Below are 23995 nucleotides of genomic sequence, written 5' to 3'. Positions count from 1 at the left end.
CCCCGCGCCCGCCCGCTCGGAGAACGGGGCGTCCGTGCGGAACGGCTCGATGAAGGTCTGGCCCACGCCGGAGGGGCCCGCGTCCACGGCGATGCTCAACGCGCCGACCTACGACACCGTCGCCCCCCTTGACGACACCGTGGCGCCCGATGCGCCGGCGTCCCTCGCGGATCCGCCGGAGTACGACGCGACGGCGGGGTTCAACGCGCCGCCGTCCACCGAGGACCGGCCCTCGTACGAGCGGTACGAGACCCCGCCGTCGTACGAGACCCCGCCGTCGCCGTCGTACCAGCCACCACCGCACGAGACACCTCCCTACGGGACGCCCCTGTACGACGCGACGCGCCCGTTCCAGGCCGCGGGCCCGCACATCCCGCCCTACGGTCACGACCCTTACGGCGGCGCGACGGCGACGGGCGCGTTCGAGTCGCCCCCGTCCTTCGGCGAGGCGCAGGCGCAGGCCCAGATGCAGGCGGGCAACGGCGGGCGGGCCCCGCTGCCGCGCCGGGTGCGCGGCGGCAACCTGGCGCCGCAGCTGCGCGACACCGCCCCGCAGGCCGAGGTCCTCGCCGCGGGATCCGGCTCCGCGGACGCGCCCCCCGACGACGCGGTCGCCTCATGGGAGGCGCGTTCGGCGGAGGCGTCCCGCGACCTGTTCGCCTCGCTGCAGGCCGGCTGGCTGCGCGGCAGGGACGACGACGAGGACCCGATGGACGACACGGAAGGACGATCATGAGCCGCCAGGGAGTCGCGACCGAGCTGAACTTTCTCCTGGACGACCTGGTCGACCGGGTCCCGCAGGTCCGCAAGGTCGTCGTCCTGTCGCGGGACGGGCTCGTCATGGGCATGTCCCGGGGCGTCGGCCGCGAGGACGCCGAGTACCTGGCGGCGCTCGCGGCCGGCTTCCAGAGCCTCGCGTCCGGGGCGCGGGCGCAGCTCGACTCCGGCGAGATCCGGCAGACGCTCGTGGAGATGGACGACGGGCTGTTCTTCGTCGTCCCCGCCGGAGCCAACAGCTGCCTGGCCCTGCTCAGCGAGGTCGGCGCGAACGCGGGCCTGGTCGCCTACGAGATGACGATGCTGGTCAAGCGCGTCGGCAGGCAGCTGTCCACGGGCGTCCGGCAGCACGGCCCCACCCCGCCACCAGGCCCGGGGCCAGGGCCAGGGCCAGGGCCGGGACCAGGGACCAGGTGACGTGTGATGGACCCCGGCGACGCGGCCGGCGCCCCCGACCACGGGGGCCCGGGCAGGGAACGGTGGCTGGACGCCGCCGCCGGACCCATCGTCCGCCCCTACGCGGTGACCCGCGGCCGCACCCGGCCGAACGGCGAGCCGCTGGACATCGTGGCGATCCTCGTCGCGACCGGCCGGCGGCCCGCCGATCCCGGCCGGCTGTCGCGCCACCAGCGGCGGCTGCTGGCGCTGTGCCGCCGCCCGCACGCGCTCGCCGACCTCGCCTCGGACCTCGACCTGCCGCTCGGCGTGATCCGCGTCTTGGTCGGCGATCTGATCGACTCGGGGCTCGTGGACGTCCAGCGGTGGTCCGATCCCCTCGGCGACCCGCTCACCGGCCTGCCGGAGACGCGCCTGCCGCACGCGGGCGCGCAGGCGGGCGGCCCGCACGCGGGCTCGCCGCACACCGATCCGAACCTGCTCAGGAGGGTGCTCGATGAACTCCGCGCGCTCTGACCCCCCGCCCCAGCCGGACACGCTCGACGCCCGGGACGCGCCGGAGCCCGCCGACGCCCCCGAGGACCATGACGAACGGCTGGACGGCCCGCGCGTCGCGCTGAAGATCCTCGTCGCCGGCGGGTTCGGCGTCGGGAAGACGACGCTGGTCGGCGCGGTCAGCGAGATCCGGCCGCTGCGCACCGAGGAGGCGCTGACCGACGTCGGCGTCGGCGTGGACGACCTCGACGGCGTCGCCGCCAAGACGACCACGACCGTGGCGATGGACTTCGGCCGCATCACCCTGCGCGACGGCGTCGCCATCTACCTGTTCGGGACGCCGGGCCAGGAGCGGTTCTGGTTCATGTGGAACGAGCTGTCGCGCGGCGCGCTCGGCGCGGTCGTCCTGGCGGACACGCGGCGGCTGATGGCGAGCTTCGCGTCCATCGACTACTTCGAGCAGAAGGGCACCCCGTTCGTCGTCGCCGTCAACTGCTTCGACGACGCAGAACGCTACGACCCGCCGGAGATCCGGATGGCGCTGGACATCGACCCGCACGTGCCCGTCCTGCTGTGCGACGCGCGCCACACGGTGTCGGCGAAGCAGGTGCTGGTGTCGCTGGTCGAGCACGCGCTGCGGCTCGCCGGCGGCTCCAGCCGCCGCCTCTAGCCGCCCTGCCGACGGGCCTCCGTCACTCCTCTTCGGGCTGGGGCGGGCGCATGATGATCTCGTCCACCCCGACGTCATGGCCGTCCGCGCATCGGACCTGCGCCGTCACGGGCTCGCCGCAGCCGGCGTGCGTCAGCATGACCTGGCGGCCCTCCTCGCCGGGCAGGTAGGTCTCGCCCCATTCCATGAGCCCGACGAGGGTCGGCGCGAGATCCTGGCCCATCTTCGTCAGGTGGTACTCGTAGCGCGTCCGCTGCCCGGGCTCCTGGTAGGGCTCCCGGCTGAGCAGGCCGGCGTCGACGAGGTGCCGCAGCCGTGCGGTGACGGCCGATTCGGTCATTTCGAGATTGCGGACGAAGTCGCCGAACCGGTTGGTCCCGAAGTAGGCCTCGCTGAGGACGAGCACCGCCGACGGCGGGCCCAGCGCGGCCAGCGTCCTCGCGACCGGGCAGTTCTGCATCGACCAGCTGTCGCGGTCGGCGAAGTGCCCCTCAAGTGCGATTGTCACCCGTCCACTATAAACCTGCTGACTTCGCTTGACCAAAGTCAGGGCGCTCGCTAGCCTCCCTGACTATGGTGGAACAAAGTCAGGTGCGCCCCCGGCCGGTGCTCGCGGTGCTCTCCGTCGCCTCCTTCATGGCGGGCCTCGACCTGTTCATCGTCAATGTCGCGTTCAACGACATCGGACGCGATTTCCCCGGCCAGTCGATGGCCGACCTTTCCTGGGTGCTCAACGGGTACGCGATCGTGTTCGCCGCGCTGCTCGTCCCGCTCGGACGGCTCGCCGACCGCTACGGCCGCAAGCCCGGCCTCATCGCCGGGCTCCTCATCTTCACGCTCGCCTCGCAGGCGTGCGCCGTCGCGCCGTCCCTGTGGTGGCTCGTCGGGTTCCGCGTCCTCCAGGCCGTCGGCGCCGCCGCGCTCATCCCCACCAGCCTCGGGCTCCTGCTGTCGGCGTACCCGGCCGCGCGCCGCGCCGGCGCGGTGCGGATCTGGTCCGCGTCCGCCGCGCTCGCCGCCGCGGCCGGCCCCGCGGTCGGCGGCGTCCTGGTGGACGTCTCCTGGCGCTGGGTCTTCGAGGTCAACATCCCGATCGGGATCGCGGTGACGCTGCTCGCGCTCCGCTTCGTCCCCGACTCCCGCGACGGCGCCGCCGCCCGCGTCCCCGACCTGCCCGGCACCGCGGTGCTCACCCTCGCGGTCGCGCTCCTCGCCCTCGGCCTCGTGAAGATCAACGACTGGCCGGGCGAGCAGACCACGATCGTCATCGCCGGAGCTCTCCTCGGCCTCGCCTGGTTCTGGCTCCGCTCTCTGCGCCACCCCGCGCCGGTGATCGAACCGTCCCTGCTCGCCGTCCGGACGTTCTCCTGGTCGAACGCGACGATCCTGCTCTTCACCGTCGCGTTCGCCGCCAACCTCCTGCTCGGCGTCCTCTGGATGCAGCAGATCTGGCACTACTCGCCCATCAAGACCGGGCTCGCGGTCGCGCCCGGCCCGCTGATGGTGCCGATCATGGCCCTCGTCGCCGGCCGGCTGGCCGCCGCGCGGGTCCCCGCCGGTCTGATCACCGCCGTCGGGTGCATGCTCTGCGCGTTCGGCGTGGTCATGATCGCGATGAGCCTCGGCCCGGCGCCGGCCTACACCACCGAGCTGCTGCCGGGCTGGCTCATCGGCGGGACGGGCGTCGGCCTCGCCCTCCCCACGATCCTGTCCGCGGCCGCCGTCGACCTGCCGTCCCACCGCTACGCCACCGGCAGCGCCGTCGTGAACATGAGCCGCCAGATCGGCAGCGTCCTCGGCGTCAGCCTCGCCGTCGCCGTCCTCGGCACCCCGCACGGCTACGCCGACGCGCACAACGGATACGTGAACGCCTGGCTGACGGTCGCCGGGTTCATGGCGGTCGCCGCGATCGCCGCCCTTGGCATGAACCCGCGCCGCACCAGGCCGTCCTCGCCCACCGTCCCCGAGACAGAAACGGAAGTGGTCGCCGGCACCTCCTAGCCCCACAGCGCACGCCTGCGCACAACACAAAGCCCGGGGAACCGGACGAAGCCTTGACCCGGACCTCACGGCCCGGTTCGTCCGACAGCCCCGCACCACAACGGGCACCTCATCCGGAGGAGGTGCCTGTTGTGGTTGCCTTATGGTTACGCCGTGAGGAATTCCGTGAAATGGTCCGCCGTCCGAATTCTGGCCGCGAGCGTCCTCGTCGGCGGCCTGCTGCCGGCGTGCGGGCAGAGCGACGACGCCTCGCTCCTCGACAAGGAGACGCTCGTGGTCGGGGTGCGGGCGGACCTGCCGGGTCTCGGCCTCCGGCGGCCGGACGGGCAGTTCGAGGGCTTCGACATCGACGTGGCGCGGTACGTGGCGGACCGGCTCGGAAAGAAGGTCCGGTTCGTCCAAGCGCTGGCGTCCGAGCGGATCACGATCCTGACGTCGGGCCGCGCCGACCTGGTCCTCGCGACGCTGTCGGTCACACCGGAGCGCAAGACGCAGATCGCGTACGCGGGCCCGTACTACATGTCGAACCAGGACGTGCTCGTCCGCTCCGGCGAGCGCGGTGTCAAAGGCGTGCGGGATCTGAAGGGGCGGAGGTTCTGCGCGGTCGAGGGAGCCGACCCGACCAAACGGCTCCTGGCGATCAACGGGATGACGGCGCAGATCGTCCCGGCCAAGGACTACGACACCTGCATGGCCATGATCAAGGAACGCCGGGTGGACGCCATCACCACCAACGACGTGATCCTGGCCGGGCTCATCCGGCGCGAGGGCGGCGGGTTCCGGCTGGTCAACGCGCGGATCAGCGAGCAGAACACCGGGATCGGGCTCCAGAAGGGCGACCCGGACGGATGCGAGGCGCTCAACCGCGCCATCACCCGGATGTACCAGGACGGGACGGCCGCCAAGCTGATGCACAAATGGTTCGGCGGCAGCGGCATGGACCTGTCGATGATCGAGATCCCCCAGTTCGAGGGCTGTGTCTGAGCCGAGTCGTATCCGGACTCAGGCGGCGCGGTCGAGGATGAGGTGGAGCTCGTCGGCGCGGTGGCCGGCGATCGCGCCTTCCCGCGTCCGGACGGCGATCCTCTGGTGGAGGTGGCTGATGTCCGCGCGGCGGTGTTCGGGCGGCGACCAGGGACGGTCCAGCATCCGCTCGATCGCGGCGGTGAGGTCGAGCCCCGCGTCACCGCGGACGTCGCCCGCCTCGACGCCCTCATTCACGGAGAGATGGAGCCTGACCAGCGCGTCGTGCAGGCGCGTCTCGGGAGACTCCGTGGGAGACGCCGCCTGGAGCGGGAGCAGGCGGCCGGGCGGGCCGTCGCCGTCGAGCGTGTCGCCGATCCCGAGGACGAGCGCGGACGCGGCGGCGATCGTGGCGGCGACACTCGCGAGCGCCAGCCAGGGCATCCGGAACCCGCGAACCCCGCGAACCCCGTGCACCGGTTGCGGCTGCTCGCGCCGCCACTCGTGCTGCGCGGCCGTCATGCCTGGATCGTCGCGAGGACGCGGTTGAGCTCGGCGGCGACGTCCCGGGACAGGCCGCGCTCCCGCTGCCGGGCGACGATCTCGTCCTGCAGCAGGGCGATCCGCCGGTTCACGGCGCGCCGCCTCACCTCGCCGTCGCGGTCGGAGGCCAGGGCGTTCTCCAGGTTCGTGATCTGGTCGTTGAGGTCGATGGCGACATCGGACCGGATCTCGCCGGAGGTGTAGCCGCGGCTCACGATGGGGCGCAGCCGTCCGAGCGCGTCGGTCACCTCGCGCGCCCCGGGTTCGCGCGGCGGCGTCCGGGAGGTCTTCGCCGGGGGCTGCGGCGCGACGATGACGGGGCTGCGCGGCGCCGACACGAGGATGGCGACGGCGGCGGTGACGGGGATGGCGACCACGAGCGCGACCGCCGCCAGCCGGACGCCCGCCGCGTGCCGGCGGGGCGGGGGCGGCAGGCGGAGCGCCTTCGTCCGGTGGTCGTGCGTCCGGTGGTCGTGCGTCCGGTGGTCGTGGAACGGCAGCGTCGGCTGGACGGGGTCGTTCGCCAGGCCCTTCCTCGGCGCGAACACCGCGTTCGCTGGGCCGTCGTCGTCCTGGGCCAGGAGAGCGGCGATCTCCGTCGCGGACGGCCCGTCCACGGCGGTCGCGTCGAGGCAGCGCGCGGCGATGAAGGCCGGTTCCCCGGACGTCCCGGCCGGGAGGCAGGTGGAGATGATGACGCCGAGGGCGCGCACGTCGCCCGCCTGGCTCTGGGCGCCGGTGGACGGCGCGAGCACGGCGGCCCTCCTGCGGCCGGCCGCGCCGGACGGGCCGGACGCGTTGCGGGCCCTGCGCACGATCCCGCCGATCCCGGTGTCGACGACCTTGACGTCGCCGCAGACGAGCATGACCTTGCCCGGATTCAGATCGCCGTGCGCCACTCCGGCCCTGTGCGCGGCGTCCAGCGCGGCGGCGATCCGCGCGCAGACGCCGATCGTCTCCGGCACGCTGAGCGGGCGGTGGCGGAGCCTTTCGGCGAGCGTCTCGCCGTCCAGGAACTCGGTCACGACGTAGGAGACGAGACGTCCGGACGCGTCACGGGCCTGGTCGCCGTCGTAGACCATTTCCAGCGCGGGATGCGAGAGACCGGCGGCCCGGTTGACGGCCTCCTGGAAGGCACGGCGCAGATCGGTGTGCGCGGACGGCAGCAGCTTCACCGCGACGGGGCGTCCGAGCAGTTCGTCCCAGGCCCGCCATACCTCCAATGCCCCGCGAGCGCGATTAGCCCTATCAGCACGAGTGGTCCTGCCTGCAGGAGAGCCGAGATGCTCCACGAGGCGGTAACGCTCCGCCAGCCGCAAGCCCGATTCCACTCGAACCAACCCTTGTCGTGCTTCCAGGCCGGGCGCGGTCCCCGGCGTACCAGCTGGTACGGGCCGCCCGGCGGACGGGTTCGACCGGGCGCCGAGAACAGCGGGTGGTGATGTTGAGATTCCAGGGGGTAACTGCGAAGATTTGGGGCCCAAGTACCCCAAGCGGGCAGGGGTGACGATGACCGAAATTTCTGTAGTCGTGCCTATCGTTCTCCTGGTCTTGGCGGCGCTTCCCGGGCTGCATTTCGATCAGATCCGCGGCGGCGGTGAGAGGGGCCGGACCGGAAATCCGCGCCCGCAGTTCGCCCGCGTGGTCATCGCGGGGACATTGATCACCACCGGCACGCTGATGGTCCTCGGTCTACTAGGGCGGGAATCGCAACTCAGCTTGCGCCGCCTTCTCGACGAGAACGCCACGCCGCTGCACTCGCCGCTGGTCGCGGCCTGGTCCATCGCCTGCTTTCTCGGTTTCTCTCTGACTTTGTCTGCATTTGCGGCAGTTGTCCTGACGCGGCTGGAGAACCGTCCCGGCCCCGTCCTCGGCCTGCCCCGCACGTCGGCCGCCGCCCGCGCGGCCGCCGTCCGGGCGGACTATTCGGACCGCGAGATCGAACTCGAGATCACGCTGAACAGCGGCCAGACCTATCGCGGAATGCTGGGCGAGGAATGCGCCGCCGGGCGCGGGCACGGGGTCCGCTTCATCGTCCTGTACGGACCGATCTTCCAGCTCGACGGCCACGGGAAACCGCTGCCGCTGGACGCCCTGCACTGGGACCAGATGATCGTCCCGACCCGCGCGGTCACGAGCGTCCTGCTGCGTCCCATCGACGAGCCGCCCGCGGCGCCGCCGCCGTCCGTGACGTTCCGGGGCGTCGCGTCGCGCCATTCCGCGCCTCGCACTAACCTGACCGACCAGCTCAAGACCCTGATCGAGCGGTGCTACGAGGGCCGCCTCGCACCCCGTGCCCTGGCCAAGGTCCTCGCCGTGCAGATCGTCCTCATCGCGCTGGTCGGCGCCCTGTCCAGCGCCTTCTCCTGACCGCGCGCTAGACGACGGCCGGGGAGGGCTCGGAGCGCCAAGCGGTCAGCAGCTCGCCAAGGCGCTCCTCGTAGCGGACGATGTTCGCGGTCTTGACGTCCTCGTAGCCGCGGACCATGTCGGGCAGCTCCGCGATCCGCACGGCCAGGTCGAGCCTCGCCTGCCCGGCGGCGTTGTCCAGGTCGGCGTCGTCCAGACCGGCGACCAGCTCGTTCACGACGGCGACGTAGCCGGTGACGAGGCGGCGCTCGGCGCGGCGCTGCGCCGTCATCCCGAACGGGTCGAAGGGGGTGCCGCGCAGGCGCCGCATCGCGCGCAGCGCGTGGAACGCAGGTCGGGCCGTCCGGCCGAGCGCGATCTTCTTGTCCATCCCGATCACCCGGAGCAGCGGCGGGTGCAGCATGTACCGGACGGACGCGCCCGCCCCGAACTGCTCCTCCACCCGGCGGCCCAGCTCGGGATCGAGGTGCAGGCGGGCCACCTCGTACTCGTCCTTGTAGGCCATCAGCTTGTACAGGTTGCGCGCGACGGCGACCGCGAGCCGCCGCCCGCCGGCACCGGCCGCGCCCTCCGCCGCGGCGACGCGCATGACGGCGTCCAGGTACCGCTTGGCGAGCGCGAGGTCCTGGTACGCCGCGAGGTCAGGGACGCGCACCCGCAGCACGCGGGCCAGCTCGCCGTCCGCACCGGACGCGTCGACCAGGCTCATCGCGGCCGGCGCGGTGCCGTCCAGCGGACGCGCCGCCGGTGCCGACGACGGCGGTTCCGATCCCGCTGCGGCCCAGCCCGGTTCGAGGACGAGCCGGCGCCCCGCCCGGAACGCCTGGACGTTCGCCTCCACCTGGACGCCGTTCAACGCGAGCGCCTCCTCGATCGCGTCCGCCGACAGCGGCAGCAGCCCCGACTGGTACGCGGCGCCGACCACGACGAAGTTGGCCGTGGTCGTGCTCCCGAACCAGCGTTCGGCGAGGCCGAGGGCGTCGAGCGCGACGAGGCGGTCCGCGTCCGTCCGTCCGGCGATCCGCTGCACGAGGGACGCGCTCGGCGGCAGCGACGCCGCCGTGTCCGTGATCATCCGTCCGGTGGGGACCTCGCTGGTCGACACGACCGCGGCGGTGCGGCCCGGCGCGCAGCGGCGCAGGTTCGTCTCGGACGTCCCCGCCAGCGAGTCGAACACGAGATAGGCGTCCGCGCCGCCCGCGCCGACCATCCCCGGACGGTCCCGGTGCTCATCGCCGATCCGCAGGTGCGACACGACCGCGCCCGCCTTCTGGCTCAGCCCGGTCTGATCGAGCGCGCGGGCGTGCCGTCCGTCGAGGAGCGCCGCCATGGCCAGGACCTGGTTGACCGTCACGACACCGGTCCCGCCGATGCCGACGAGCAGGACGTCCGCCGACCGAGGCCGCACGTCGGGCTCGGCCAGGGCGCCGATCTCAGGCAGCGCCGCGTGCGCCTTCCGCTCGCCTGGGACGACCGTGACGAACGAGGGGCAGTCGCCGTCCACGCACGAGTAGTCCTTGTTGCAGGACGTCTGGTTGATCTGCGTCTTGCGTCCGAACTCCGTCTCGACCGGCTCCACGCTCAGGCAGTTCGACTTCACGCCGCAGTCGCCGCAGCCCTCGCACACCGCCTCGTTGATCAGCACGCGGGTCTCCGGGTCCGGGACGAGCCCGCGCTTGCGCTTGCGCCGCGTCTCCGCCGCGCATGCCTGGTCGTACAGCAGCACGGTCACGCCGGGCACCTCGCGCAGCTCCCGCTGGATGGCGTCGAGGTCGTCGCGGTGCCGGACCCGGACGCCGGGCGCCCAGTCCGTGCCGCGCGGGTAGCGGGACGGGTCGTCCGCCACCACCACGATCTTCGCGACGCCCTCGGCGTGCAGCATCCGGGTGATCGCGGCCGGGTCGGAGCCGCCGTCGGCGTCCTGCCCGCCCGTCATCGCCACGGCCGCGTTGTAGAGGAGCTTGAAGGTGATGTTCGTGCCGGCGGCGACGGCCTGCCGGACCGCGAGGCTCCCCGAGTGGAAGAACGTCCCGTCCCCGAGGTTCTGGAACATGTGCCCGGTGCCGCTGAACTTCGCGGCCCCGACCCACATCGCGCCCTCGCCGCCCATCTGCGTCGTGCCGATGCTGCGGTCGGTGAACACGGTCATGACATGGCAGCCGATGCCGCTCGCCGCGACCGACCCGTCCGGGACGACCGTGGACCGGTTGTGCGGGCAGCCCGAGCAGAAGAAGGGCGTGCGCGCGGGCGCGAGGAGATTCACCGCCGGTTTGCGGGGACGCAGCACCGGATCGCGCAGGTCGACATGCTCGGCTCCCACACGATCGGCGAGGAACCGGGCCAGCACCTTGGTGATCCTGTCCGCGTCGAGGCCCCCGTCCGGTGGGACGAGACCGGCGCCGCCTGGACCGTTCTTCCCGTACACGGCCGGGCGCTCCGCCGCCTCGTACAGGACGTCCCTGATCTGCGTCTCGATGAACGCCCGCTTCTCCTCCACCACGACGATCTCGCGGAGCCCGCGCGCGAACTCCCGCATCCGTCCGGCGTCCAGCGGGTAGACCATCGCGAGCCGCAGGAGGCGGACGCCCCGCCTGGCCAGCGCCGCATCGTCCAATCCCAGACGGTCGAGCGCCTCGCGCAGCTCCAGATAGGTCCGTCCTGCGGCGACGAGTCCTAGGGTCGCGTCACCGTCGTCGCCCTCGATCCGGTCGAGGCCGTTGGCCGCGGCATACGCCGCCGCGGCCTGCAACCGGCCTTCCAGGACCTCCGCCTCCAGCGACGTCGTGTCCTTCAGGTCGACGCCGGGCCTGCGGGTCGGCTTCCACGGACGTCCGCGCCAGGCGAACTCGGGCAGCACCGGGTCGGGGACCTGCTCCGCGTCCACGATCTCGTGCGAGTCGGCGACATCGGTCACGACCTTGAAGCCCGTCCAGGCGCCGCTGAACCGCGACATCTCGAACCCGTGCCGCCCCAGCCGCAGAAGGTCGCCTACCGACGCGGGCACGAGCACGGGCATGAACGCCTCCGCGAGCGCCCCCTCCGTCGCGGACGGCAGCGTCGACGACTTGGCGGACGGGTCGTCGCCCACCACCGCCAGCACCCCGCCGCGCTCGGACGTGCCGAGCCAGTTCGCGTGCTTGAACGCGTCCAGCGACCGGTCGACGCCCGGCGCCTTCCCGTACCAGAGCCCGAAGACGCCCTGATAGCGCGGCCCCGGCAGATGATCCACGAGCTGCGACCCGTAGACGGCCGTCGCCGCCAGCTCCTCGTTCACGCCCGGCACGAACCGGATGTCGTGGTCCTCCAGCAGGCGCGCGTCGCGCATCAACTGCTGGTCGAGCCCGCCCAGCGGCGACCCCCGGTACCCGGACACGAACCCGGCGGTCGTCCAGCCGCGCCGCGCGTCCGCGCGCCGCTGGTCGAGCAGCAGCCGGACGAGCGCGTGGACGCCGCCGATCGCGATCCGCCCCCGCTCCCGCTCGAGCCGGGCGCGGATCGGAGAAGGCGAAGCGGTGGTGCTCATGCCTGCATTGAGCCGCCCCGCTGAGCGGTATGCAAGATGAGAGCGGGACAATTAACCAGATTGCTCAAATATGGACCGAACCACCAGCCGGAGCTGAGCATTGTGACCCGACCCACCCTCCTCGACCTGCAGATACTCCGCCGCCTGGTCGAGCAGCCGCGCATCGGCGTCACCGAACTGGCCGCCAAGCTCGGCATCGCCCGCAACACCGCCCACGCCCGCGTCGAGCGGCTCGAACGCGACGGCGTCATCGGGCACCGCGGCCGCGAGGTCGACCTCGGCGCCATCGGCTTCGAGCTGACCGCGTTCGTCACCCTCGAAGTCGCCCAGGGCCGCCTCCGCGAGGCCGCCGCCGCGCTGGCCGCGATCCCGCGCGTCCTGGAGGTCCTCGGCATCACCGGCCAGGGCGACCTGCTGGTCCGCGCGGTGGCCCCGAACGGCAAGCAGCTCCACGAGGTGATCGACTCGATCCTCGCCTGCCCCGGCGTCCGCCGCAGCATCACCTCGATCGTCCTCACCCACCAGGTCCCGTTCCGCGTGGGCCCGCTCCTGGAGGACGAGGAGAAGCGCGCCCGCGAAGCCCGGAAACCGGCCCGCCAGACCGCTCGATAGCCTCGACACGAGACGGAAGGGCGCCGGATGCCGATCGAAAGCGACCACCGAGGTTCCGATTCGCCGTACATCGCGCGCGTCTGGCGCGGGCGGACGAGCGGTCAGGAGAACATGACCTCCGTCGCGACGTCGAACTGGGAGATCGTCTTCTGGGAGTTCGAGGGCGCCGTCCACGCCGCCCTCCGGGGACCCGAGACGATCGCGTCGACCGCGCGGATCGACGGTGAGTCGGAATCGTTCGGGATCACGTTCGCGCACGGGACGTCGATGCCCCACCTGCCGATCGCCCGGCTCGTCGACGCCGAGGTGGAGAGCCCGTACGCCGACGGGCGCAGGTTCGTCCTGCGGGGCGAGGAATGGGAGATCCCCGGCTTCGAGAACGCGGAAGATTTCGTCCACAAGCTCGTGCGCGAGGGCGTGCTCATCCGCGATCCGCTCGTGGACGAGGTCGTGTGGGGCGGCATCGCCAAGGTCGGCGCCCGTTCCGTGCAGCGGCGCGTCGTCACCGCGACGGGCCTGACCCAGGGCGCGATCCGGCAGATCGACCGCGCCAGGCACGCCGCCGTGCTCCTCGGCGAGGGCGCCCCGTCCCTGGACGTCGTCCACAAACTCGGCTACTACGACCAGCCGCACCTGGCGCGGTCGCTGCAGCGGTTCATCGGCCGGACGGCGACGCGGCTGCGGCGGCGCGACGACGGCGACGAGCCCATGTCGCTCCTGTACAAGATCGAGGGCGACGAGCGTTTCTAGGGTGGGTGCCGCCGCGTCGATCAGGGCGCGGCACCGACCACGAGAAAGGTGGGACCCGATGTCCCAGGGCACCGTCACCTCGGCCGACGGCACCGCCATCGCCTACAGCATGTGGGGCGGCGGCGATCCGATCGTCATCATCGACGGCGCGACCGCCCACCGCGCCACCACCCCCGAGAACGCCCAGACCGCGGAGCTGCTCGCCGGCGAGTTCCAGGTGATCAACTATGACCGCCGCGGGCGCGGCGAGAGCGGGGACACCGCACCCTACGCGGTCGAGCGCGAGATCGAGGACCTCGCCGCGATCATCGAGCAGGCGGGCGGCGGCCGTCCGGCGACGGTGTTCGGCTGGTCGTCCGGGGGGCTCCTCGCCCTCCACGCGGCGCAGGCCGGCGCCCCCATCGCGCGCCTGGTCGTGTGGGAGCCGCCGGTCGTCGTCGACGACGCCCGCCCTCCGCTTCCTCCCGACTATGTCGAGCGGCTCGACGCGGCCGTCGCCGAAGGCCGTCCCGGGGACGCCGTGGCGCTGTTCATGACCGCCGCCGCGCTGGTGCCGGAAGAAGCCGTCGCCGAAATGCGCGGGAGCGACTTCTGGCCGGGAATCGAAGCGATCGCGCCGACGATCGCCTACGACGGCCGGATCGTCGGGGACACCATGTCCGGCAAGCCGCTCCGCACCGCCCTATGGGACAAGGTCAACGTGCCCGCACTCGTCCTCTACGGCGACAACACCTGGCCCGCCCTCGCCGCCGGTGCGAGAGCCGTGGCCGACCACCTGCCGACCGCCACGCTGAAAGCGATCCCGGGCGAGAACCACGGCACGACCGCGGACGTCCTCGCGCCCGCGCTGCGCGATTTCGCCAAGGGGGCCTGACATGGGAAAGATCGTGGTGACCGAGTTCATCTCCCTGGACGGCGTCGTCGAGGCCCCCGGCGGCGAGGACTTCAAGTACCCGAACTGGAGCTTCGAGTTCGACCGCGGCCCGGACGGCGAGCAGTTCAAGACCGACGAGGCGCTCGCGTCCGCGGCGCTGCTTCTGGGCCGTGCCACCTACGAGGGCTTCGCCTCCGCATGGCCGCAATACGAGGGCGAGCTCGCCGACAAGTACAACGGCATGCCGAAATACGTCGTCTCCGGCACGCTCACCGACCCCGAGTGGCGGAACACGACCGTGCTTTCCGGCGACCTCGCCGAGGAGGTCGCCCGGCTGAGACAGGACGTCGACGGCGAGATCTCCGTGCCCGGCAGCATCCGGCTCGTCCAAGGCCTGCTCGCACACGATCTGGTCGACGAGATCCGCCTCATGTGGTTCCCCGTGATCCTCGGCCACGGCCGCAAACTCTGGGCGGATACCCCCGACAAGACCGCATGGGCCCTGACCGAGTCGAAGACGTACGGTGACGGCATCCTGGTAACCACCCACCAACGCACCCGCTGACGAGGCCGCCGAAACCGGAGCGCCGAGCCGACCCTCGGGCCGACTCGGCGGTTTCGCGGGAACGGGGAGAGGGCGAGCAGCGGACGAGCTGAGTCCGGTTTCTGGCTAGGAGTTTTTGAGGGTTTGGGTGAGGTGGTGGAGGGTTTGGGGGGTGAGGAGGAGTTTGGGGCCGTCCGGGTTTTTGCTGTCCCGGATGGCGATGGTGTTGTCGACGCGTGCGACTTCGACGCAGTTCCCGCCGTTGCTGGAGCTGCGGCTGGACTTGCGCCACACGGCGGTGCTCAGGTCCATTTCTCTTTCGCCACCTTTGCTATGAGGTCGAGGGACTGGTTCACGGGGTACGCGGCGGACTGAATGGCCGCGAACAGCTCGGTGAGCCGTTTGATTTCGAGGCGATCGGTGATCGTGTCGCCGCTGAGCGCGTTGTCTTTGTAGCCTACCTCGCCCCCGTCTGGCAGGGCTCCGATGGCGAAGGCGCCGGTGATGCCGTCGTGCAGGGTGAGCGGGGCTATCTGGATGCGGACGCGGTGGGAGGAGACTGCCAGGAGGTGCTGGAGCTGGTCGCGCATCACCTGGGGGTCTGCGGTGCCGCGCTGGAGCACGCTCTCGTCGATCACGTACATCAGGTGTGGGACCTTGTCGCCGGTCAGGATGTCCTGCCTCGCAAGGCGGGTCTCGACGGCGGGCTCGTCGTTGTTGAGCAGGTGGGCGACGTAGGCGGGGGTCTGGAGAAGACCGGGGATGACCAGTGGCTCGTAGCCTCGGATGGCGTCGAACTTCGGCTCCTGCATGGCCCAGTCGGTGAACCAGACCGGGACGGCGTTGGTGCCCTTGAACAGGCCGTCCCAGAGGTGGGTCAGGGCCTCGCGGGTCTCCAGGACGCGGTCGGCGCTGAAGGCGAGGAGCCGGTCGGGCCGGGACTCGCCGCGCTCCACGGCGCTGATCGTGCTCTTCGCGTAGGGCGCGCTGTCCTGGATGAGCTCGCACAGGGCGGCGATGCTCAGGTTCGCGGCCTCGCGGTAACGGCGCAGTTCGGAGCCGAAGAGCGCGTTCGGCGATTCCCAGGGGCGAAGATCGTTCGGACGCTGTCCCATTGCTTCCTCTCCCTTGACCATGCATGACCGGGAATGGCCGGTCATGGGCGGCAGTGGCCGCGAAGACCAAGATCACGGCCACTCATCGTGGCTTTCGCAATGCATAGCGTGACACAGGGGAGATGATTTCACCACCGGATTTCGACGGAAAAGGAAACTGGTGGTCTTTCATGATCGATACGGGAACCGAGGTCGGTGCGATTTCCCTAAAATCCTCCGCGCGCGCGCCGGGGAAGGCCCGTAAGTGGCTCGGAGGGGTGTTCCGTGAGCAAAAGCTAGGGTCCGACTACGTCGGACGTGCCGTGGTCACCGAATTGGTGACCAACGTCTATAAGCACACCGACTCGGAACTCGTTTCCGTACGTCTTCTCCTGGAGGACGGCCATCTGGTGGTGGAGGTGGAGGACGGGTCCGACGGAGTTCCGGTCGTGCGGGACGAGGACGACACGGCGGAGTCGGGGCGGGGGCTGCTCATGATGTCGCTGCTCGTCCAGGACTGGGGCGTCCGGGCGCTGGGCAACGGCGGGAAGGTGACGTGGGCGCGGCTCGGCGTGTGAAGGTGGGGCGTTTGCCGGGTGTGGTGTGGTGGTGGCGTGTCCGGTATGGGCACGCCACCGCGGAACGGCACCTGGACGCGCTGGCCTCTGCGATGCGTGAGCGCGGCTGGTCGCATCTGAAGGTCTACGTGGAGTCGCCTCCAACGCTGTGGGTCTTTCCCAAGGACGCAGAGGACGTCGCGTTGAGCGTCAGGGCGAAAAGGGTCCGTGGACGGTGGGTCTACCTGGTTTGGCCTTCCATCGAGTACCCGTGTCATGCGGTCGTCCGTGTGGCGGACCTTCTCAATGACGTACTGCGGGATCGGATGGACCGCAACACGGTCGGTGTTCCGTTGGAAAAGCAGTTGCCGTAGTCGGGGGGCGCTGGCGATGGTGAGGGCATGGACATCACGTTCCATCGGCTCGCCGGAAACCTGTACTTCGCCAGCGCGGTCCGCGACGACGGGGTGACGGTGACGGTCCCCGGCTACGACCGCACCGGCGCGATCCCGCATGATCTCGCGCATTTCGTCGCCGAGCGGGAGTTCGGGATGACGCGGGGCCTGTGGGGGAGCGTCGCCGCGGGGGCGCTGTTCACTGGCATGGCCGTCACGGCGGGACGGCAGAAGCCGCACGCCGCCGAGCGGTCGAAGCGGATCATCAAGGCGCATGCGAAGGACATCGGGCTCGCCGAAGCCGTCGCCGGGGTCGTGCACGACGCGGTGGAGCGCGATCTCGCGCTTGCGGCGGTCATGGCCCGGCTGCGCGCGCACTGGGGGGCGCTCAGCCCCGACCCTCCGCCGGTCGCGGGCGTGGACGCCGCCGTCGCCGCGCTGCGTCGTGAAGCCGAGCGGTGGTCGGCGGTGCCCGTCGACCAGGGCATGAGCCTGACCTGGCCGTTCCCCGCGGAACACGTACCGGGGTCACATCCGGGCAGGGCGCGCACCGGTCGGCTTCCCCGCGCGTCACGCCGCCGGTGAGTGCGGTGCGGGGAGGAGACGTGGTCAGGTGAGGGCCTTCCTGACTCCGGTCGCTATTTCCAGGTCTTCGCGGGCCGTCACCACGAGAGTGCGGACGGAGGCGTCGGCGGACGTGATGTCGGCGTCGCCGTCCGCGGCGGTGTTGCGGTCCGGGTCGATGGAGACGCCCAGGTAGGCGAGGTCTTCGGCCAGGCGCATGCGGACGGACGGGTCGTGCTCGCCGACGCCGCCGGTGAACACGAGGGCGTCCAGGCCGCCGAGTGACGCGGTCATGGCGGCGGCGCAGGCGCGGAGGCGGTGGTGGTAGGCGTCCAGGGCGGCGAGGGCGGTCACGTCGCGTTGCTCGGCGAGTTCGCGGATGCGGCGCATGTCGCCGGTGCCGGTGAGGCCGCGCAGGCCGGAGTCGCGTTCGAGGGCGGAGTTGACGTCCTCGGCGGGGACGCCGTGCTTGATCAGCCACAGCGGGATGCCCGGGTCGATGCTGCCCGCGCGGGACGCCATGATGAGCCCTTCGAGAGGCGTGAAGCCCATGGTGGTGTCGACGGAGCGTCCTTCGGCCACTGCGCAGAGGGACGCGCCGGAACCTAGGTGGCAGATGACCATTCTGGGTGGGGTGGTGCCGAGCGGCTCGGTTGCGCGCCGGACGGCGTAGGAGAACGACAGGCCGTGGAATCCGAAGCGGCGGAGGTTGAACCGTTCTCGCCATTCGGCGGGCAACGCGTAGGTGGCGGCGGCGTCCGGGAGGGTGGCGTGGAACGCCGTGTCGAAGCACGCGACGGCCGGGACGCCGGGCAGGGCGGTGGTGATCTCCGACAGGGCGTGCAGGGACGCGGGCTGGTGGAGTGGAGCCAGATCGGCGAGGTCGTGCAGGTGCTTGATGACGGTGGCGTCGATGACGGTCGGTTCGGTGTATTCGGTGCCGCCGTGGACGAAACGCACGCCGATCGCGTCCGGTTCGGCGGGCATCCCGGCGACGATCCCGGCGATCTCGTGGCCGGGGGCCGAGTCCTCGGCGAGGAGCGTGTCGTCCGGGTCGAGCAGGCTCACCTTCAGGCTGCTCGAACCCGGGTTGACGGTCAGGACGCGCATCAGTACGGCCACGTCCAGTCGCGGATCTCCGGTGCGTCCTGGCCGTGTTCGCGCGTGTAGGCGCGGAGGGCCAGGCGGCGGTCGGCCATGCGCTGGCGGACGTGGGCGACGCGCCCGCCGAGGGACGGGACGCGGTCGATGACGTCCATGACGAGGTGGAAGCGGTCCAGGTCGTTCAGCATGACCATGTCGAACGGCGTGGTCGTCGTCCCCTCCTCCTTGTAGCCGCGGACGTGCAGGTTGGGGTGCCCGGTGCGGCGGTAGGTGAGCCGGTGGACGAGGTACGGATAGCCGTGGAAGGCGAAGATGACGGGCTTGTCGGTGGTGAACAGCGCGTCGTACTCGCGGTCCGGGAGGCCGTGCGGGTGCTCGCTCGGCGGTAGGAGCCGCATGAGGTCGACGACGTTCACGACCCTGACGCGCAACTCGGGGAAGAGCTGGCGGAGCTGGTCGGCGGCGGCGAGCGTTTCGAGTGTCGGGACGTCTCCGGCGCAGGCGAGCACGACGTCCGGGTCGGCGCCGCCGTCACTCGACGCCCATTCCCAGATGCCGATGCCGCGGGTGCTGTGGGCGACGGCCGCGTCCATCGAGAGCCAGTTCAGCGCGGGCTGCTTCCCGGCCACGATCACGTTGACGTAGTCGCGGGACCGCAGGCAATGGTCGCCGACCGACAGCAGCGTGTTCGCGTCCGGCGGCAGGTACACCCGGACGATCTCCGGCTTCTTGTTCATGACGACGTCGAGGAAGCCGGGGTCCTGGTGGGTGAAGCCGTTGTGGTCCTGCCGCCACACGTGGGACGACAGCAGGTAGTTGAGGGACGCGATCGGCCGCCGCCACGCCAGATGCCGGGTGACCTTCAGCCATTTGGCGTGCTGGTTGAACATCGCGTCGACGATGTGGACGAACGCCTCGTAGCTGTTGAACAGGCCGTGCCGTCCGGTCAGCAGATAACCCTCCAGCCAGCCCTGGCACAGATGCTCGCTCAGCACCTCCATCACCTGCCCGGACGGGCCCTGGTGCTCGTCGGTCGGGAGGCGCTCGCCCTGGAAGACGCGGTCGGTCGCGTCGAACACGTCCGCGAGCCGGTTGGACGCGGTCTCGTCCGCGCCCATGATGCGGAAGTTGGACGGGTTGGCCTTCACGACGTCGCGCAGGAACGTCCCGAGCGTGCGGGTCGGCTCGGACGACGTCGTCCCGGGCTTGCCGACCAGGACGGCGTAGTCGCGGAAATCAGGAAGGATCAGCGGTTTCAGCAGCAGCCCGCCATTCGCGTGCGGATTCGCGCTCATCCGCCGGTCGCCCTCGGGCGCCAGGGCCCGCAGGGACGCGACCGGGCTTCCACCGTCGTCGAACAGTTTGTCCGGACGATACGACCGCAGCCATTCCTCCAATTGCTCCAGATGCTCGGGATTGTCGCGCACGCCCGCGAGCGGGACCTGGTGGGAGCGCCACGTGTTCTCGACCGGCTGGCCGTCCACTTCCTTCGGGCCCGTCCAGCCCTTGGGCGACCGCAGGACGATGACGGGCCAGCGCCGCCGTTCGGTGACGCGTCCCTCGCGGGCGTTGCGCTGGATGTCGGCGATCTCGTCCAGGGCCTGGTCGAGCGCGGCGGCCATTTTCCGGTGCATGGACGCGGGCTCGTCACCGCTCACCAGGAATGGCTGATATCCGTAGCCGTCCAGGAGCTGCACCAGTTCCTCTTCGGGAATCCGCGCCAGCACCGCGGGGTTCGCGATCTTGTAGCCGTTGAGGTGCAGGATCGGCAGGACGGCGCCGTCCTTCACCGGGTCCAGGAACTTGTCGGAATGCCAGCTCGCCGCCAGCGGACCGGTCTCCGCCTCGCCGTCGCCGACGATGCACGCCACGACGAGGCCCGGATTGTCGAACGCCGCCCCGTAGGCGTGCGCGAGCGAATAGCCGAGTTCGCCGCCCTCATGGATCGACCCCGGCGTCTCCGGGGCCACATGGCTGGGGATGCCGCCGGGGAACGAGAACTGTCGGAACAGCCTGCGCATGCCCGCGGCGTCCAGCGACACGTCCGGGTACACCTCGCTGTAGGTGCCCTCCAGCCACGCGTTCGCGACGGCCGCCGGGCCGCCGTGCCCCGGCCCCATGATGTAGATCATGTCGAGGTCGCGGGCCTTGATCGCCCGGTTGAGGTGCGCGTAGCAGAAGTTCAGGCCGGGCGAGGTGCCCCAGTGGCCGAGCAGCCGCGGCTTGATGTGCTCCGGCCGCAGCGGCTCGCGGAGCAGCGGATTGTCCAGCAGGTAGATCTGCCCGACGGACAGGTAGTTGGCCGCGCTCCAGTACGCGTCGATCCGCCGGACGTCGTCGTCGGTCAGGCCGGCGGAACGGCCCTTGGGTGAAGGCGTCGCGGGGGAGTGCGTCGCCGGGGAGTGGGTCGTGCTGGACGGAGTCGTGCCGGACTGGGTCATGGGTCCGGCGTCCCCGAGAGAGAACGCCTCAACCGTCACCCGGCGATGCGCGGCGACCGGCGAGCGCGGCGGTTGACAGAGCCACGGCGGCGGGTGTGCGTCCTGGGCCGTGCCGCCGTGGCTTTGTCCCCCCACCTGTCGACGTCCCCGGCTACAAGGGGCGGTGACCGCGTCCGGGACGCGGCGCGGCCACCGCCCCGCCCCCCAGCGAACCGGCGGAAGCATCTGACCAGGTGCGTTGCAGCCTGCCGCGTACTCGCGCGTAAGTTCCGGGGTTTGACGGCGCGCTCGACGGGCGGTCGAGGTTCTGCGACGAGAGGTTCACGCTCCGCGATGAACGAGCCACGCAGCGCGATACGCGGCAGGGGGCTCGTCGCCGAGCGGTCTGTCATGGTACGCAGTTCGGAGCGCCGTCTGGACGAGACGGTACTGATGGGAGGCGGTATGGGCGGGTTCTTCACCGGACGGACGCTCGCGGACCTCGGGCGCGATCTGCGTTCCGGCGACGCGTCGGCGGCGGGACTGCTGGCGCACGCGTTCGCGTCGATCGGCACGGAGGCGAACGCGGAGCTCAACGCGTTCGTCACCCTCGACCGCGAGGGCGCCGAGGCGGCCGCCAAGTGGGCGGACGAGGAGCTCGCGTCCGGCATCGACCGCGGCCCGCTGCATGGGATCCCGGTCGCGGTGAAGGACATCATCGACGTCGCCGGCCTGCCGACCGGCATGGGATCGGCGCACTTCACCGGGCATGTCGCGGAGACGGACGCGGCCTGCGTGACGATGCTGCGCGACGCCGGCGCCGTGATCGTCGGCAAGACCGGCACGCACGAGTTCGCGTACGGCGGCAGCGGCGACGTGTCGGTGAACGGGCCGGTCCGCAACCCGCACGACCGGGAGCGGATGTCGGGCGGCTCCAGCAGCGGCAGCGCGGTCGCCGTCGCCGCCGGGATGGTCCCGCTTGCGCTCGGCACGGACACGGGCGGGTCGGTGCGGATCCCCGCGGCGTTCTGCGGGATCGCCGGGTTCAAGCCCCCGTTCGGCGCCATCCCGACCGAGGGCGTGTTCCCGCTGTCGCCGTCGTTCGACCATGTGGGCGTCCTCGCCGGCTCCGCGGACGACTGCCGGATCGCCTACCACGCGCTGACGGGCCCGGCGGAGGCCGTCCCGTCGCCCGTCGACGACAGCGCCCCGCACGGGCGCGTCGCCTGGATCGAGCCGGAGACCGCCGACCCGGACGTGGTGCGGACGGTCCGGGCGCTGTTCCCGGACGCCCCGGCCGAGCCGCTCGGCCTCTTCGAGCTGCGGCGGATCTTCAGGGCGATCCAGGACTGCGAGGCGTACGAGATCCACGCCGAACGCGTCGCGGCTGCGCCCGAGCTGTATCAGCCGCCGACGCTGGAACGCCTGGAGCAGGCGGCGCGGACGCCGGGCTGGCGGTACCTCCGGGCGTTCCGCGAACGGGACGGGTTCGCCCGGCAGGTGGCGGGGCTGCTGGACCGCTACGACCTGCTGGCCCTGCCGACGATGCTGATGACCGCCCCGAAGATCGGTGAGACGGAGGGGCCGTTCGGCCGGCACGCCCCGGCGCTGGTGGCCCTCACCTGCGCGTGGAACGTGCTGGGCCTGCCCGCGCTGAGCGTCCCGGCCGGGACGGTCGGCGGCCTGCCGGTCGGGGCGCAGCTCGTCACGCGGCGCGGCGCCGAGAGCCTCCTGTTCGACATGGCGGCGCGGCTCACGGGCTGACGGTGTCCACCAGCACCTCGGTGATGAGCGCGGGCGGCACGTCGACGCGGGACGCGACGCGGACGACCTGGCGCGCCGCCTCCGCCGGGCGGACGGCGATGACCTTGGACGCGGCGCGGATCGCGGCGAGGCGGTCCTCCGGCGTGGCGAGCGTCCCGCCCGCCCGCTCGACGGCGGCGTCGACGGCGGCGTCGATCAGCGGCGTCCGGGTGCGGAGGGCGTGCAGGACGGCCGCGCGGCCTTCGGCATGAAGGAGGCCCGCGGGGTCGAGGCCGTCGGGCAGGCCCGCGGTCTCGACCGGGCCGCCGACTCCGGCGAGCCGCTCCCAGGCCCGGACGGTTCCGGAGCGTCCGGCCGGGTCGCCGTCCAGCGCGACGAGGACGCCCGCGGTCTCCAGATCGGCGGCCTCCCCGAGCGCGTCCAGTTGCGCGGCGGTGAGGGCGAGGCCGCAGGTCGCGACGGCCGCGTACTCGGCGGGGCCCGCCATCGTGACGGCGATCGCGTCCAGCGGCCCCTCGACGAGGACGGGACGCGCCCCGGCGGCGAGCCGGTCGCGGGCCTCGTGCAGGCCGTAGAGCAGCTCGCCCTTGTGGAAGAGCGGCGTGTCGGGGCCGTTGAGGTATTTGGGTCCGGGGCCGCCGTCGCGGCGGCGGCCGATGAAGCCCGCGATCGCGCCGTCCGGTGTCCGGATCGCGAACATGGCGCGGTCGCGGAAGGTGTCGCGGAGCCGTCCCGCGCCGCCGCCGGGACGTGCCAGCCCGGCGGCGGCGATGTCCTCGTCGCCGTGGCCGAGCCCCCGCAGGTGGTCGGTGAGCGCGTGCGGGCCCGCGGGCGCGCAGCCGATCTGCCAGCGGCGTTGCACGCCCGGCGGGAACCCGCGTCCGGCCAGGTAGCCGGGCACCCAGCTCGCCGCGAGCCGGGCACGGAAGAAGCGCTGGGCGTCCGCCATGATGCCGCCTTGGGATGCGCCCGACACGCGCCCGTGCAGGCGCCGGGCCGTCCGGAGGACGCGGTCGCCCAATCCCGGGCCCGCCCAGAACGCCCGCGCCGGGAAGGCGGGCATGGGCGGGTCCAGCCCGAGCCAGGCCGCCACGAGGTACGCGATCGACTCGGCCTCGATCCGCCGCACGCCCCGCTCGGGGGCCTTCGCCGTGATGGCCGCGAGGTGGCGTCGGGTATCGGGCGGGGGAGGCCCGGATCGGTCGGGGAGCGGGAGGCCGTCCGTCTGCGAGACGTCGAAGACGGCGCGCGGCGCGCCCGTCCGGCCGAGGACGCGGATGCCCGTCTCGCCCTTCTTGACCTGGCGGCCCGCCCAACGCCACTCCTCGTAGGCGCGGACGTCCGTGGCCCCGCGCCACTGCGCGCTGATCAGCAGGATGGCGGTGTAGCCGTGGCGGCGGCCGTGCAGGACGGCCCGTTCCAGCCACCACGACCAGGGGCGCGTCCCGTCCCGCAGCCGGGCCGTCTCCTGGTCGGCGATGCCGCGCAGGAGGCGCCGGTCGTCCGGTCGCATGGAACGGTCGTCCGGTCGCATGGAGCCTCCTCGCCGTCGAGCGGGCGGGGAAGCCACCTACGTCAT

Annotated in this window: 22 protein-coding genes and 1 pseudogene; 14 read left to right on the top strand and 9 right to left on the bottom strand. The window is 71.9% G+C overall.

Annotated features, from left to right (window positions below; translation table 11 throughout):
* The 4 genes and pseudogenes from E1287_RS14760 to E1287_RS14745 all read left to right on the top strand — a co-directional run.
* Window positions 1-736, top strand: a pseudogene (locus tag E1287_RS14760) (hypothetical protein); the annotation flags it as partial.
* Window positions 733-1194 (top strand): roadblock/LC7 domain-containing protein, encoded by a 462-nt coding sequence (locus E1287_RS14755; protein ID WP_131965489.1) that lies wholly within the window; start codon window positions 733-735, stop codon window positions 1192-1194. The pseudogene E1287_RS14760 and the gene E1287_RS14755, both read left to right, overlap by 4 nt.
* 6 nt (window positions 1195-1200) lie before the next feature.
* The gene (locus E1287_RS14750; RefSeq protein ID WP_131965488.1) at window positions 1201-1689 is read left to right on the top strand and encodes a DUF742 domain-containing protein; all 489 of its coding nucleotides are present in this window, start codon (window positions 1201-1203) and stop codon (window positions 1687-1689) included.
* Window positions 1670-2338, top strand: coding sequence for an ATP/GTP-binding protein (locus E1287_RS14745; protein WP_131965487.1), 669 nt, complete (start codon window positions 1670-1672; stop codon window positions 2336-2338). Before E1287_RS14750 ends, E1287_RS14745 begins: the two co-directional genes overlap by 20 nt.
* Window positions 2339-2360: 22 nt before the next feature.
* Here E1287_RS14745 and E1287_RS14740 read toward each other — a convergent pair whose 3' ends face one another.
* Window positions 2361-2846, bottom strand: coding sequence for a helix-turn-helix domain-containing protein (locus E1287_RS14740; protein ID WP_207934220.1), 486 nt, complete (start codon window positions 2844-2846; stop codon window positions 2361-2363).
* A 65-nt stretch (window positions 2847-2911) separates the two neighbouring features.
* Between E1287_RS14740 and E1287_RS14735 the strand changes: the two genes are divergently transcribed.
* Both E1287_RS14735 and E1287_RS14730 read left to right on the top strand, forming a co-directional pair.
* Window positions 2912-4339, top strand: a complete 1428-nt coding sequence (locus tag E1287_RS14735; protein ID WP_131965486.1) for an MFS transporter — start codon at window positions 2912-2914, stop codon at window positions 4337-4339.
* A gap of 153 nt (window positions 4340-4492) precedes the next feature.
* A complete protein-coding gene (locus E1287_RS14730; protein ID WP_165969007.1) occupies window positions 4493-5323 on the top strand; it encodes a transporter substrate-binding domain-containing protein in 831 nt (276 codons plus the stop codon).
* Window positions 5324-5341: 18 nt separating this feature from the next.
* Here E1287_RS14730 and E1287_RS14725 read toward each other — a convergent pair whose 3' ends face one another.
* The gene (locus E1287_RS14725) at window positions 5342-5824 is read right to left on the bottom strand and encodes a hypothetical protein (RefSeq protein WP_131965484.1); all 483 of its coding nucleotides are present in this window, start codon (window positions 5822-5824) and stop codon (window positions 5342-5344) included.
* Window positions 5821-7068, bottom strand: coding sequence for a protein kinase (locus E1287_RS14720; protein WP_131965483.1), 1248 nt, complete (start codon window positions 7066-7068; stop codon window positions 5821-5823). Before E1287_RS14720 ends, E1287_RS14725 begins: the two co-directional genes overlap by 4 nt.
* A 307-nt stretch (window positions 7069-7375) precedes the next feature.
* Here E1287_RS14720 and E1287_RS14715 point away from each other — a divergent pair, with 307 nt between their 5' ends.
* Window positions 7376-8215, top strand: a complete 840-nt coding sequence (locus E1287_RS14715; RefSeq protein ID WP_131965482.1) for a DUF6338 family protein — start codon at window positions 7376-7378, stop codon at window positions 8213-8215.
* Between the two features lie 7 nt (window positions 8216-8222).
* Here E1287_RS14715 and E1287_RS14710 read toward each other — a convergent pair whose 3' ends face one another.
* Window positions 8223-11738, bottom strand: coding sequence for an indolepyruvate ferredoxin oxidoreductase family protein (locus tag E1287_RS14710; RefSeq protein WP_131965481.1), 3516 nt, complete (start codon window positions 11736-11738; stop codon window positions 8223-8225).
* A 102-nt stretch (window positions 11739-11840) separates the two neighbouring features.
* Between E1287_RS14710 and E1287_RS14705 the strand changes: the two genes are divergently transcribed.
* From E1287_RS14705 to E1287_RS14690, 4 genes are all read left to right on the top strand, one after another.
* Window positions 11841-12350, top strand: coding sequence for an Lrp/AsnC family transcriptional regulator (locus tag E1287_RS14705; protein WP_243719021.1), 510 nt, complete (start codon window positions 11841-11843; stop codon window positions 12348-12350).
* 111 nt (window positions 12351-12461) lie between these two features.
* On the top strand, window positions 12462-13100 hold the full coding sequence (locus E1287_RS14700; protein ID WP_207934219.1) for a helix-turn-helix domain-containing protein: 639 nt from the start codon (window positions 12462-12464) through the stop codon (window positions 13098-13100).
* A 58-nt stretch (window positions 13101-13158) separates the two neighbouring features.
* The gene (locus tag E1287_RS14695) at window positions 13159-13974 is read left to right on the top strand and encodes an alpha/beta hydrolase (protein ID WP_131965478.1); all 816 of its coding nucleotides are present in this window, start codon (window positions 13159-13161) and stop codon (window positions 13972-13974) included.
* Between the two features lies 1 nt (window position 13975).
* Complete coding sequence (locus E1287_RS14690) at window positions 13976-14539, top strand: dihydrofolate reductase family protein (protein ID WP_131965477.1); 564 nt, start codon at window positions 13976-13978, stop codon at window positions 14537-14539.
* Window positions 14540-14644: 105 nt separating this feature from the next.
* On the opposite strand, the gene E1287_RS14685 is transcribed toward E1287_RS14690, so the two are convergent.
* Window positions 14645-14830 (bottom strand): DUF397 domain-containing protein, encoded by a 186-nt coding sequence (locus tag E1287_RS14685; protein WP_131965476.1) that lies wholly within the window; start codon window positions 14828-14830, stop codon window positions 14645-14647.
* Window positions 14821-15633, bottom strand: a complete 813-nt coding sequence (locus tag E1287_RS14680; protein WP_165969006.1) for a helix-turn-helix transcriptional regulator — start codon at window positions 15631-15633, stop codon at window positions 14821-14823. The genes E1287_RS14685 and E1287_RS14680 overlap by 10 nt, the downstream gene beginning before the upstream one ends.
* Before the next feature lie 122 nt (window positions 15634-15755).
* Here E1287_RS14680 and E1287_RS46610 point away from each other — a divergent pair, with 122 nt between their 5' ends.
* Both E1287_RS46610 and E1287_RS14670 read left to right on the top strand, forming a co-directional pair.
* The gene (locus E1287_RS46610) at window positions 15756-16190 is read left to right on the top strand and encodes an ATP-binding protein (RefSeq protein ID WP_131965474.1); all 435 of its coding nucleotides are present in this window, start codon (window positions 15756-15758) and stop codon (window positions 16188-16190) included.
* Window positions 16191-16570: 380 nt separating this feature from the next.
* Window positions 16571-17149, top strand: a complete 579-nt coding sequence (locus E1287_RS14670; protein WP_131965473.1) for a hypothetical protein — start codon at window positions 16571-16573, stop codon at window positions 17147-17149.
* Window positions 17150-17173: 24 nt separating this feature from the next.
* Here E1287_RS14670 and E1287_RS14665 read toward each other — a convergent pair whose 3' ends face one another.
* A complete protein-coding gene (locus tag E1287_RS14665; protein ID WP_347813972.1) occupies window positions 17174-18250 on the bottom strand; it encodes an acetate/propionate family kinase in 1077 nt (358 codons plus the stop codon).
* Window positions 18238-20673, bottom strand: a complete 2436-nt coding sequence (locus E1287_RS14660) for a phosphoketolase family protein (RefSeq protein ID WP_131965472.1) — start codon at window positions 20671-20673, stop codon at window positions 18238-18240. Before E1287_RS14660 ends, E1287_RS14665 begins: the two co-directional genes overlap by 13 nt.
* A gap of 432 nt (window positions 20674-21105) precedes the next feature.
* Between E1287_RS14660 and E1287_RS14655 the strand changes: the two genes are divergently transcribed.
* Window positions 21106-22416 carry an amidase gene (locus E1287_RS14655; protein WP_131965471.1) on the top strand — a complete coding sequence of 437 codons (1311 nt, stop codon included), beginning with the start codon at window positions 21106-21108 and terminating at the stop codon, window positions 22414-22416.
* Here E1287_RS14655 and E1287_RS14650 read toward each other — a convergent pair.
* Window positions 22406-23950 (bottom strand): toprim domain-containing protein, encoded by a 1545-nt coding sequence (locus E1287_RS14650; protein ID WP_131965470.1) that lies wholly within the window; start codon window positions 23948-23950, stop codon window positions 22406-22408. The two genes, E1287_RS14655 and E1287_RS14650, sit on opposite strands and share 11 nt — an antisense overlap.
* Between the last annotated feature and the right edge of the window lie 45 nt (window positions 23951-23995).

Source organism: Actinomadura sp. KC06, from assembly GCF_004348735.1.
Lineage (GTDB): Bacteria > Actinomycetota > Actinomycetes > Streptosporangiales > Streptosporangiaceae > Spirillospora.
Note: the sequence above shows the minus strand (reverse complement) of the source record. Positions and strands in the feature narration are given on the sequence as shown.